Below are 13,319 nucleotides of genomic sequence, written 5' to 3'. Positions count from 1 at the left end.
GTCGATAACGTCGAGGCTGTGACGACTAACTCGCGAACCAGTGCCGTGTCCAAGCAAAAGCCGAAGGCCCTGATCACGGAGGGCCTGCACTTTGGCCGTTTTCCGATCACCGCCGTACAGCCTTCTGTCGAAGGCGGGAAATTCCCTGCCAAAGCCGCTGTGGGTGAAACCCTGGTGGTGGGCGCCACCGCCTTCCGGGAAGGCCACGACCAGCTCGGCGTCAGCGCCGTCCTGCTCGATCCCCGCGGGAAGGAACGCCAGCGCGTCCGGCTCGCCCCGCCACGTGGCCCGCGCGGCATGGGAACCGACCGCTGGGAAGGTCTCCTGACCCCGCCCGCCACCGGCAACTGGTCCTTTGTGATCGAGGCCTGGCATGACCGCTACGGCACATGGCACCACAACGCCGAGGTCAAGGTGGAAGCCGGGATCGACGTCGAGCTGATGCTGGCCGAGGGCGCCGCGCTGCTTTCCGAAGCATCCGAGGACTCTGCCCGCCCGTCCGCTGACCGGCGGACGTTGCGGATGGCGGTCGTCGGGCTCAACGACGTGAGCAAGACCGCGGAGGAACGCCTCGCCGCCGGCTTCAGCGCGGACGTGGCCGCCGTCATCGCACGCCAGCCGATCCGCGAGCAGGTCACCGTCTCCGAGAGCTACCCGCTGCTGGTGGAGCGCGAGCTCGCCGGCCGGGGTGCCTGGTACGAATTCTTCCCGCGCTCCGAAGGCGCCGTCCGCAATCATGAGACCGGAGAGTGGACCTCCGGCACCTTCCGCACCGCCGCCAAGCGCCTCGACGCCGTCGCGGGCATGGGTTTCGACATCATCTACATGCCGCCGATCCACCCGATCGGCATCCAGCACCGCAAGGGACCGAACAACACCCTGCTGGCCGGACCGCACGATCCCGGCTCCCCCTGGGCCATCGGGGCCAAAGAGGGCGGCCACGACGCCATCCACCCGGACCTGGGCACGTTCGAGGACTTCGACGCCTTCGTGGCGCGGGCCGGGGAGCTGGGGCTGGAAGTGGCCCTGGACCTTGCGCTGCAGGCCGCCCCTGACCACCCCTGGGTCACCAGCAACCCCGAATGGTTCACCACCCGTGTGGACGGCAGCATCGCCTACGCGGAAAACCCGCCGAAGAAGTACCAGGACATCTTCCCGCTCAACTTCGACAACGATCCCGAGGGCCTGTCCAACGAGATCCTGCGCATCGTCTTCCTCTGGGTGAGCCACGGCGTCAAGATCTTCCGCGTGGACAACCCGCACACCAAGCCCGTGTGGTTCTGGGAATGGCTGATCGGCAAGGTCAACAAGAAGCACCCCGACGTCATCTTCCTCGCCGAGGCGTTCACCCGCCCGGCCATGATGCACGCCCTGGGGCGGGCCGGCTTCCAGCAGTCGTACACGTACTTCACCTGGCGGAACACCAAGGAGGAGCTGGAGGAATACTTCCAGGAAGTCAGCCACGAGTCCCCGGCCTACTTCCGGCCGAACTTCTTCGTGAACACCCCGGACATCCTGACCGAGTTCCTGCAGTTCGGCGGGCCGCCGGCGTTCAAGATCCGCGCCGCGCTGGCCGCCACGGCGAGCCCCAGCTGGGGCGTCTACGCCGGCTTCGAACTTTATGAGCACGTGGCCCGGCCCGGCGCCGAGGAGTACATCGACAACGAGAAGTTCGAATACAAGGCCCGGGACTGGGACGCGGCGGCCGAATCCGGCCGGACGCTTGCCCCGTACCTGAGCCGGCTCAACGCGATCCGTCACGCCCACCCCGCCCTTGGGGACCTGCAGAACCTGACGTTGCATGAGAGCACCGACAACGCCACTGTCGTCTATTCCAAACACAAGACCCTCCCCGACGGCACGAAGGACACCCTGATCATCGTCGTGAACGTGGATCCGCACGGCATCCGTGAGAGCACGGTGACGCTGGATTTGGCGGCACTGGACCTCGATCCGGACGACCTGACGCACAATGGCCGATTCATGGTGGATGATCTGTTGACCGGCGAGAGCTGGGAATGGGGAGAGTACAACTACGTTCGGCTGGACGCCCATGTCGAGCCAGCGCACATCCTTAGCATCCGGAGGCACCACCAGTGAGTTTCAGCCCGTCCAACCCCAACCAGCACTACAGCTCGAAGGGGTCCTATGAGTTGAACGCGCCGGGCCTCCAGCACGATCCGCACTGGTACCGCAAAGCGGTCTTCTACGAGGTCCTGGTCCGGGGGTTTGCGGACGGCAACGGTGACGGCTCCGGCGACTTCCACGGGCTGATCGAGAAGCTGGACTACCTGCAGTGGCTTGGCGTCGACTGCCTGTGGCTCCCGCCCTTCTTCCAGTCCCCGCTCCGGGACGGCGGCTACGACATCTCCGACTACAACTCCGTGCTCGACGAATTCGGCACCATCAGCGACTTCAAGCGACTCGTCGCGGAGGCCCACGCCCGCGGCGTGCGCGTGATCATCGACCTTCCGTTGAACCACACCTCCGACCAGCACCCCTGGTTCCAGGAGTCCCGCAAGGACCCGGACGGACCCTTCGGCGACTTCTACGTCTGGAGCGACACGGACGAGAAGTACGAAGACGCCCGCATCATCTTCGTGGACACCGAGGAGTCCAACTGGACCTTCGACCCGATCCGGCGGCAGTTCTTCTGGCACCGCTTCTTCAGCCACCAGCCGGACCTCAACTTTGAGAACCCCAAGGTCATCGATGCCCTCTTCGACGTCGTGCGGTTCTGGCTGGACCAGGGCATTGACGGCTTCCGGGCCGACGCCATCCCGTACCTCTTCGAAGAGGAGGGAACCAACTGCGAAAACCTGCCGCAGACCCACGAGTTCCTCCGCAAACTGCGCAAGATGGTCGACGAAAGCTACCCCGGGCGCGTGATCATCGCCGAGGCCAACCAGCCGCCGGCTGAAGTGGTCGAGTACTTCGGCACCGAAGAGGAACCGGAATGCCACATGGCCTTCCACTTCCCGATCATGCCGCGGCTCTACTACGCGCTGCGGGACCAGAAGGCCGCACCCATCATCGAGACGATGAAGGACACCCCGAACATTCCCGAGGGTGCCCAGTGGGGCACTTTCCTGCGCAACCACGACGAACTCACCCTGGAAATGGTCACCGCCGACGAGCGCGCCGCCATGCTCGGCTGGTACGCCCCGGATCCGCGGATGCGCGCCAACATCGGCATCCGGCGCCGGCTCGCGCCGCTGCTGGACAATTCCCGCTCCGAGATCGAACTCATCAACGCCCTGCTGCTCTCGCTGCCCGGCAGCCCCTTCCTGTACTACGGGGACGAGATCGGCATGGGGGACAATATCTGGCTCGAGGACCGCGACGCGGTCCGCACCCCGATGCAGTGGAACCCGGACCGCAACGCCGGGTTCTCCAGCGCGGACCCCGGCAAGCTCTACCTTCCGGTGATCCAGTCGCTGGTCTACAACTACAGCATGGCCAACGTCGAGGCTGAAGCCGCCCACTCGGGGTCGCTGCTGCGCTGGACCCGCCAGATCCTCAGCGTCCGCAAGAACCACCCGGCCTTCGGGCTGGGCGGTTTCGAGCACGTGGAAGCCGACCACGACGTGGTCCTCGCCTACCTGCGCGAACTGCCGGAAGGCAACCCGGCCGGTGAGGACAGCGAAACCATCCTGTGCGCCTTCAACCTGTCCCAGCATCCGGTGGCCACCACCCTGCGGTTGCCAAGGTTCGCCGGCCGCGGCCTGCGGGACGTGTTCGGCGGCCAGGCGTTCCCGGCGATCTCCGACGACGGCACCCTGACGCTGACCCTAGGCAGCCACGACTTCTTCTGGCTGCGGGTCCGCTCCGCTGCCTCCAACCCGGCGTCGCCCTACACCCAGGCCATGCCTATCCTGTCCATCGAAGGCTGACATGACCCGACCGACCCTTACCCCCGCCCTGAGCGGCCTGCTCGGCGGCTGGCTCCCGCGCCAGCGCTGGTTCCCCGTCAAAAGCGCGGAGTTCAGCTTTGAGGCCGCCGGAGGCCTCAGCCTCGCCGGCGCACCCGGCGCCGCATCGGGTACTGCCGAACTCGAGGTACTGCTGCTGGCCGTGGACTATCCGACGCCGGACGGCTCCCGGACCGACGTCGTCCAGGTCCCGCTCAGCATCCGCCGTGCACCCCTGGCCGGGGCGGAACCGGCACTGATCGGGGAGATGTCCGGCACCGGCCCCGACGGAACACCCGAAGCCCGGTGGATTTACGACGGCGTCCACGACCCGGCGTTCATCGCGGCGTGGCTGGAGCTCATGCGCACCGGCGGCACCACCCTTGCCGGGAATGCGGCCGGGCATCTCGTGGACTCCGGCTACCGCCTGCCCCGGGCGACCGGCCTGGTAAAGGTTCTCACCGGGGAGCAATCGAACAGTTCCGTGATTGTCGACGACGCCGAATCGGCGGCGATCCTGAAATTCTTCCGGGTGCTTTCCGACGGCCACAACCCCGAGGTCGAGATCGGTGCAGCCCTGACCGCCGGGCGCACCGTGGAAGTGCCGGCGACCCTTGGCTGGGTCACCGGCGACTGGCAGGCCCCGGACGGGGAGCAGGGCCCCCGCGCCGCGCACGGCGAACTCGCCGTGGCACACGAATTTCTTGCCGGCGGGCTGGACGCCTGGCGGCTGGCCGTCAACGCAGCCAGCAGCGGCCGCAGTTTCACCGCGGAGGCGCACGCACTCGGCGCCGCGACCGCCACGGTGCACCGCCGGCTCGCCCAGGCACTGGGCGTCGCCTCCGAGTCCGTCCCGGGCAACGACATTGCGCCGGGCGTGGCCCAGCGGGTGCGGCAGTCCTGGGCGCAGGCCGGGCCCGCCGTCGGCCCTTACGGTGAAGCGCTGGACAGGCTCCTCGTGCGCCTCGAAGGCAGCAGCGCCGGGCCCCTGCAGCGGATCCACGGCGACCTCCACCTCGGCCAGATCCTCCAGGTTCCTGGCGGCCCCGGGAAGGCGCCGCGCTGGGCCATCCTCGACTTCGAGGGGGAGCCGCTCCGGCCGATCTCGGAGCGAAATTTCCCGGATGTCCCCCTGCGGGACGTCGTCGGAATGCTGCGGTCCTTTGACTACGCCGCCGGCGCGGCCGTCCGCGAGCACCCGGAGGCCGACGTCCCGGCAACCTGGGTGGACGACTGCGCGGAGGCCTTCCTGGCCGGCTACGCGGAAGTCATCCCCGGCAGCATCGACCGCGACTCGCCCCTCTTCGTGGCGCTGTGGCTCGACAAAGCCCTCTACGAAGTCATCTACGAACTACGAAACAGGCCGGACTGGCTCTCCATTCCGGTGCACGCATCACGTCGTCTCCTCGGCAGTACAGGCTCCGGCGTCCCCGCCGAAGCCGCAGCGGAAGGTAACAAAATGACAGGTTCAGCACGTATCGACCGTCCCGGAAGTCCAATGCCGGTGCACGCGGATACCCTGGCGAGTGTCGCCGCCGGCGAACACCACGCGCCGCACTCGGTCCTGGGCGCGCACCTCGATGACCATGGCCACGTCACCATCCGCACGGTCAAGCACCTCGCCGAAGCAGTCTCCGTGGTGACCGCGGCCGGCAGTTTCCCGATGACACACGAGTCCGGCGGCGTATGGGTTGCCGTGCTGGAGCCGCTGGAGGCGGGCCACGTGCCGGACTACCGGCTGGAAGTGACCTACGAGGGACAGGCGCCGGAACCGGCCGATGACCCCTATCGTTACCTGCCCACCATCGGCGAACTCGACCTGCACCTGATCGGCGAAGGCCGGCACGAGCGCCTCTGGGATGTGCTCGGCGCACACGTCCAGCACTACAAGTCCGCCCTGGGCGACGTCGACGGTGTGTCCTTCGCCGTCTGGGCGCCGAACGCCCAGTCAGTCCGCGTCAAGGGCGACTTCAACGGCTGGGACGGCCGGCAGCACTCGATGCGGTCCCTCGGCTCCTCCGGGGTCTGGGAACTCTTTATCCCCGGCGTTGTAGCAGGGGCGTGCTACAAGTTTGAGATCCGTACCAAGCACGGTTACTGGGTGGAGAAGGCGGATCCCCTGGCCTTTGGCACCGAAGTCCCGCCGCTGACGGCATCGCGGGTCGTGGAGCCCTCCTACGCCTTCAAGGACACGGAGTGGATGGAAGCCCGCGCCGGCCGGGACCCGCACAACTCCCCGATGAGCGTCTACGAAGTGCACCTCGGCTCCTGGCGGGTCGGGCTCAGCTACCGGGAACTCGCCAAGGAACTGGTCGAGTACGTCAAATGGCTCGGCTTCAGCCATGTGGAGTTCATGCCGGTGGCGGAGCACCCGTTCGGCGGCTCGTGGGGCTACCAGGTCACGTCCTACTTCGCCCCGACATCGCGCTTCGGCCACCCCGACGAGTTCCGCTACCTCGTGGATGAACTTCACCAGGCCGGCATCGGAGTGCTGCTGGACTGGGTGCCGGCGCACTTCCCCAAGGATGAGTTTGCGCTGGCGCGATTCGACGGCGAAGCCCTGTACGAGCACTCCGACCCGAACCTGGGCGAACACCCGGACTGGGGAACGCTGATCTTCGACTTCGGCCGCAGCGAGGTGCGCAACTTCCTGGTCGCGAACGCGCTCTACTGGTTCGATGAATTCCACATCGACGGACTGCGGGTGGACGCCGTGGCCTCGATGCTTTATCTCGACTACTCCCGTGAGGAGGGTCAATGGCAGCCCAACCGCTTCGGCGGACGGGAAAACCTTGAGGCCATCTCCTTCCTGCAGGAGGTCAACGCCACGGTCTACAAGACACACCCCGGGGCGGTCATGATCGCCGAGGAATCCACCGCTTTCCCGGGTGTCACGGCGCCCACGAGCCAGGGCGGCCTGGGCTTCGGCATCAAGTGGAACATGGGCTGGATGCACGACTCGCTCAAGTACATGGCCGAGGATCCGTTCAACCGCAGGTGGCATCACGGCACCATCACCTTCTCCATGGTCTACGCCTACACGGAGAACTTCCTGCTGCCGATCAGCCACGACGAGGTTGTGCACGGCAAGGGCTCAATGCTGAAGAAAATGCCGGGGGACCGCTGGCAGCAGCTGGCGAACCTGCGCGCCTTCCTGGGCTACCAGTGGGCGCACCCGGGCAAGCAGCTGATCTTCATGGGCACCGAATTCGGCCAGGAGGCGGAGTGGTCCGAGCAGCACGGGCTGGACTGGTGGCTGGCGGAGATCCCTGCGCACCGCGGGATCCAGCTGCTGACCAAGGACCTCAACGAGCTGTACACCTCCACCCCGGCACTGTTCGAACAGGACAACGATCCGGCCGGCTTCCAGTGGATCAACGGCGGGGACTCAAACCGCAACGTCCTGACCTTCATCCGCCGGGACGCTGCGGGCAACCCCCTGGTGTGCGCCTTCAACTTCTCGGGGGCCCCGCACGCCGACTTCCGTCTGGGCGTTCCCTCGGTGGGGGAGTGGCGGGAAGTGCTGAACACCGACGCCGACGCATACGGCGGCTCGGGTGTCCTGAACGCGGGCGCCCTGACGGCCACGGACGTCGACACCGACGGCCAGCCGGCCACACTCACCGTCACGCTGCCTCCGCTGGGTGCCGCCTACTTCAAACCCGTGAGCTGAGGCCAGGCATGCCGGCCCGGAAACGGGCAGCCTAGGTTTCGTCGAAGAGCCCGGAATCCCCGTGATTCCGGGCTTTTTGCCGCCCTGCAGCAGGGGCTGCGCGGGCGCCTTTGTCACCACGGCAAAGTGGTGGTAGAGTTTATTTCCGCGCTGCTCCCCGGAGTTGAACGGCCACCAACACCACGATGCCTCACGGCGAGACTGGGTTGGGATGCCGATTTGACTAGGGTGAAGCAGCCCGGTAAGTTTGTGAAGTTGCTCCGGAGCGATCCGCGACCTGTGGTTGTGGTGGTGCCGGGTGTGTCTGTTGTTTGAGAACTCAATAGTGTGCCAAGTTTGTTGATACCAATTTATTGTATTGAATTGGTTGAATTGACTGGATCCGCCACCCCGTGGTGTGGTCTGGTTTTTACAGCTGGTTTCAAATTTTGTGCATTGTGTGCATCCCGTTTTCCCGGGGGCGCATGGTGTGTCTGTTTTACTTCAACGGAGAGTTTGATCCTGGCTCAGGATGAACGCTGGCGGCGTGCTTAACACATGCAAGTCGAACGATGATGCCAGCTTGCTGGTGGATTAGTGGCGAACGGGTGAGTAACACGTGAGTAACCTGCCCTTAACTCTGGGATAAGCCTGGGAAACTGGGTCTAATACCGGATATGACTCCTCATCGCATGGTGGGGGGTGGAAAGCTTTATTGTGGTTTTGGATGGACTCGCGGCCTATCAGCTTGTTGGTGAGGTAATGGCTCACCAAGGCGACGACGGGTAGCCGGCCTGAGAGGGTGACCGGCCACACTGGGACTGAGACACGGCCCAGACTCCTACGGGAGGCAGCAGTGGGGAATATTGCACAATGGGCGAAAGCCTGATGCAGCGACGCCGCGTGAGGGATGACGGCCTTCGGGTTGTAAACCTCTTTCAGTAGGGAAGAAGCGAAAGTGACGGTACCTGCAGAAGAAGCGCCGGCTAACTACGTGCCAGCAGCCGCGGTAATACGTAGGGCGCAAGCGTTATCCGGAATTATTGGGCGTAAAGAGCTCGTAGGCGGTTTGTCGCGTCTGCCGTGAAAGTCCGGGGCTCAACTCCGGATCTGCGGTGGGTACGGGCAGACTAGAGTGATGTAGGGGAGACTGGAATTCCTGGTGTAGCGGTGAAATGCGCAGATATCAGGAGGAACACCGATGGCGAAGGCAGGTCTCTGGGCATTAACTGACGCTGAGGAGCGAAAGCATGGGGAGCGAACAGGATTAGATACCCTGGTAGTCCATGCCGTAAACGTTGGGCACTAGGTGTGGGGGACATTCCACGTTTTCCGCGCCGTAGCTAACGCATTAAGTGCCCCGCCTGGGGAGTACGGCCGCAAGGCTAAAACTCAAAGGAATTGACGGGGGCCCGCACAAGCGGCGGAGCATGCGGATTAATTCGATGCAACGCGAAGAACCTTACCAAGGCTTGACATGAACCGGAAACGCCTGGAAACAGGTGCCCCGCTTGCGGTCGGTTTACAGGTGGTGCATGGTTGTCGTCAGCTCGTGTCGTGAGATGTTGGGTTAAGTCCCGCAACGAGCGCAACCCTCGTTCTATGTTGCCAGCGCGTTATGGCGGGGACTCATAGGAGACTGCCGGGGTCAACTCGGAGGAAGGTGGGGACGACGTCAAATCATCATGCCCCTTATGTCTTGGGCTTCACGCATGCTACAATGGCCGGTACAAAGGGTTGCGATACTGTGAGGTGGAGCTAATCCCAAAAAGCCGGTCTCAGTTCGGATTGGGGTCTGCAACTCGACCCCATGAAGTCGGAGTCGCTAGTAATCGCAGATCAGCAACGCTGCGGTGAATACGTTCCCGGGCCTTGTACACACCGCCCGTCAAGTCACGAAAGTTGGTAACACCCGAAGCCGGTGGCCTAACCCCTTGTGGGAGGGAGCTGTCGAAGGTGGGACTGGCGATTGGGACTAAGTCGTAACAAGGTAGCCGTACCGGAAGGTGCGGCTGGATCACCTCCTTTCTAAGGAGCACCTACAGTCACCTTGCCCCGTGTATGCGGGTGTGGAGGGGTTGTCAGGAGTACGCCCGTTGCGCAGACGATAGTTCTGCGGCGGGTGCTCACGGGTGGAATATCAACGAATAGCGGCCGCCGGTTTTTCCCTGGCACCCAGTACGGACTCTCCTTTCGGGGGTGGTCCTGGAACGGTGGCGGGGAGGGTACGGGCGGTTTAGTGTTTGGCACACTGTTGGGTCCTGAGGCAACAGGGCCGGGGTTCGCGGCGTAGGCCGCGGGGTCCGGGTTTTGTTTGTTTCTGGTTTCCTGGCTGCATCGAGCACGCACGAAGAGTGTGTGGGGTGTGTGGTTTGGGGTTGTTGTTTGAGAACTACATAGTGGACGCGAGCATCTTTTATAAGAAGCAATTTCCAAGAATATGAACCTGGATCTGTCGCTGTTGTCCTTCGGGGCGGTGGTGGTGGTTTCCGTGGTTCTCTCGAAAATTAGCGTTTTTGATCTTTTGTGGTCAAGTTTTTAAGAGCACACGGTGGATGCCTTGGCATTAGGAGCCGAAGAAGGACGTAGGAATCTGCGATAAGCCTGGGGGAGTCGATAACCGGACTGTGATCCCAGGGTGTCCGAATGGGGAAACCCCGCCAGGGGCGCGAGTTGCCTGGTGACCCGCATCTGAACACATAGGGTGCGTGGAGGGAACGCGGGGAAGTGAAACATCTCAGTACCCGCAGGAAGAGAAAACAATAGTGATTCCGTCAGTAGTGGCGAGCGAACGCGGATCAGGCTAAACCGTTCCATGTGTGATAGCCGGCGGGCGTTGCATGGTCGGGGTTGTGGGACTTCCCATTCTGTCTCTGCCGGGACAGTGGGGTGTGTAGTACAGGCATAGGTGAACGGTCTTGAAAGGCCGGCCAGAGAGGGTGTGAGCCCCGTAACCGAAATGTTGTGTACCGCCCGGGGAGTATCCCAAGTAGCACGGGGCCCGAGAAATCCCGTGTGAATCTGTCAGGACCACCTGATAAGCCTAAATACTCCCTAATGACCGATAGCGGACCAGTACCGTGAGGGAAAGGTGAAAAGTACCCCGGGAGGGGAGTGAAACAGTACCTGAAACCGTGTGCTTACAATCCGTCGGAGCCAGTCTGATTCTGGTGACGGCGTGCCTTTTGAAGAATGAGCCTGCGAGTTAGTGTTACGTCGCGAGGTTAACCCGTGTGGGGAAGCCGTAGCGAAAGCGAGTCTGAATAGGGCGTTGCAGTGGCGTGATCTAGACCCGAAGCGAAGTGATCTACCCATGGCCAGGTTGAAGCGACGGTAAGACGTCGTGGAGGACCGAACCCACTTCAGTTGAAAATGGAGGGGATGAGCTGTGGGTAGGGGTGAAAGGCCAATCAAACTTCGTGATAGCTGGTTCTCCCCGAAATGCATTTAGGTGCAGCGTTGCGTGTTTCTTACCGGAGGTAGAGCTACTGGATGGCTAATGGGCCCTACAAGGTTACTGACGTCAGCCAAACTCCGAATGCCGGTAAGTGAGAGCGCAGCAGTGAGACTGTGGGGGATAAGCTTCATAGTCGAGAGGGAAACAGCCCAGACCACCAACTAAGGCCCCTAAGCGTGTGCTAAGTGGGAAAGGATGTGGAGTTGCGAAGACAACCAGGAGGTTGGCTTAGAAGCAGCCATCCTTAAAAGAGTGCGTAATAGCTCACTGGTCAAGTGATTCCGCGCCGACAATGTAGCGGGGCTCAAGTACACCGCCGAAGTTGTGGACTTCAGATATTTGCTAAGCCGCCCCTTGTGGGTTGGTTCAGGCGTCTGGAGTGGTAGGGGAGCGTCGTGTGGGCAGTGAAGTCGCGGTGTAAACCAGCGGTGGAGCCTACACGAGTGAGAATGCAGGCATGAGTAGCGAAAGACGGGTGAGAAACCCGTCCGCCGAATGATCAAGGGTTCCAGGGTCAAGCTAATCTGCCCTGGGTAAGTCGGGACCTAAGGCGAGGCCGACAGGCGTAGTCGATGGACAACGGGTTGATATTCCCGTACCGGCGAAAAACCGTCCATGCTGAACAGGGGATACTAACTGCCCGAAGCCTGCCTGAGCGCCCTTGTGGTGTGAGGGTTTTGGTGGAGCGCGGGACCTGATCCTGGGAGGCAAGCGTATTAACAGGTGTGACGCAGGAAGGTAGCCGAGCCGGGCGATGGTTGTCCCGGTCTAAGGATGTAGGGCGAACGGTAGGCAAATCCGCCGTTCATGATGCCTGAGATCCGATGGGACTCCCGTAAGGGGGGATTCGGTGATCCTATGCTGCCTAGAAAAGCATCGACGCGAGGTTTTAGCCGCCCGTACCCCAAACCGACACAGGTGATCAGGTAGAGAATACTAAGGCGATCGAGAGAATTATGGTTAAGGAACTCGGCAAAATGCCCCCGTAACTTCGGGAGAAGGGGGGCCCCCATCGTGATGGACACTTGCTGTCCGGAGCGTGCAGGGGCCGCAGAGACCAGGGGGAAGCGACTGTTTACTAAAAACACAGGTCCGTGCGAAGTCGCAAGACGATGTATACGGACTGACTCCTGCCCGGTGCTGGAAGGTTAAGAGGACCGGTTAGCCGCAAGGCGAAGCTGAGAATTCAAGCCCCAGTAAACGGCGGTGGTAACTATAACCATCCTAAGGTAGCGAAATTCCTTGTCGGGTAAGTTCCGACCTGCACGAATGGAGTAACGACTTCCCCGCTGTCTCAACCATAAACTCGGCGAAATTGCAGTACGAGTAAAGATGCTCGTTACGCGCAGCAGGACGGAAAGACCCCGAGACCTTTACTATAGTTTGGTATTGGTGTTCGGAGTGGCTTGTGTAGGATAGGTGGGAGACGTTGAAGCCCGGACGCCAGTTCGGGTGGAGTCATCGTTGAAATACCACTCTGGTCACTTTGGACATCTAACTTCGGCCCGTAATCCGGGTCAGGGACAGTGCCTGATGGGTAGTTTAACTGGGGCGGTTGCCTCCTAAAAAGTAACGGAGGCGCCCAAAGGTTCCCTCAGCCTGGTTGGCAATCAGGTGTCGAGTGTAAGTGCACAAGGGAGCTTGACTGTGAGAGAGACATCTCGAGCAGGGACGAAAGTCGGGACTAGTGATCCGGCGGTACATTGTGGAATGGCCGTCGCTCAACGGATAAAAGGTACCTCGGGGATAACAGGCTGATCTTGCCCAAGAGTCCATATCGACGGCATGGTTTGGCACCTCGATGTCGGCTCGTCGCATCCTGGGGCTGGAGTAGGTCCCAAGGGTTGGGCTGTTCGCCCATTAAAGCGGTACGCGAGCTGGGTTTAGAACGTCGTGAGACAGTTCGGTCCCTATCCGCTGCGCGCGCAGGAAATTTGAGAAGGGCTGTCCTTAGTACGAGAGGACCGGGACGGACGAACCTCTGGTGTGTCAGTTGTACTGCCAAGTGCACCGCTGATTAGCTACGTTCGGATGGGATAACCGCTGAAAGCATCTAAGCGGGAAGCTCGCTTCGAGATGAGATTTCCATACACCTTGTGTGTGAGAGGCCCCCAGCCAGACCACTGGGTTGATAGGCCGGATGTGGAAGCGAGGACTAACGACTCGTGAAGCTGACCGGTACTAATAGGCCGATAACTTACACCACACACCACCCCGCGAACCCATTCAAAAGGGGTTCGCACCAGCGGGTGGTAAAAAGAAACAAGACTGCTTGCGTCCACTATGTGGTTCCCAAACA

At 62.2% G+C, this 13,319-nt stretch carries 3 protein-coding genes and 2 rRNA genes; all 5 read left to right on the top strand.

Features of this window, described 5'->3' with window-relative positions; genetic code table 11:
• Window positions 1–18: 18 nt before the first annotated feature.
• The 5 genes from AC1MFL_RS06275 (at window position 19) to AC1MFL_RS06255 (ending at window position 13,226) form a co-directional block, all read left to right on the top strand.
• Window positions 19–2,100, top strand: a complete 2,082-nt coding sequence (locus AC1MFL_RS06275) for an alpha-1,4-glucan--maltose-1-phosphate maltosyltransferase (protein WP_479814074.1) — start codon at window positions 19–21, stop codon at window positions 2,098–2,100.
• Window positions 2,097–3,893 carry a maltose alpha-D-glucosyltransferase gene (treS, locus tag AC1MFL_RS06270; protein ID WP_479814073.1) on the top strand — a complete coding sequence of 599 codons (1,797 nt, stop codon included), beginning with the start codon at window positions 2,097–2,099 and terminating at the stop codon, window positions 3,891–3,893. Before AC1MFL_RS06275 ends, treS begins: the two co-directional genes overlap by 4 nt.
• Before the next feature lies 1 nt (window position 3,894).
• A complete protein-coding gene (locus AC1MFL_RS06265) occupies window positions 3,895–7,584 on the top strand; it encodes a 1,4-alpha-glucan branching enzyme (RefSeq protein ID WP_479814071.1) in 3,690 nt (1,229 codons plus the stop codon).
• A gap of 483 nt (window positions 7,585–8,067) precedes the next feature.
• Window positions 8,068–9,591: ribosomal RNA gene (locus tag AC1MFL_RS06260) — 16S ribosomal RNA — on the top strand.
• Window positions 9,592–10,091: 500 nt separating this feature from the next.
• Window positions 10,092–13,226 (top strand): 23S ribosomal RNA (locus tag AC1MFL_RS06255).
• Together the 16S and 23S rRNA genes form the textbook arrangement of a ribosomal RNA operon.
• The last annotated feature ends 93 nt before the right edge of the window (window positions 13,227–13,319 follow it).

Source organism: Arthrobacter sp. BG3 (assembly GCF_056680185.1).
The sequence above is the reverse complement of the archived record's forward strand: the minus strand, read 5'-3'. Positions and strand labels throughout refer to the sequence as shown.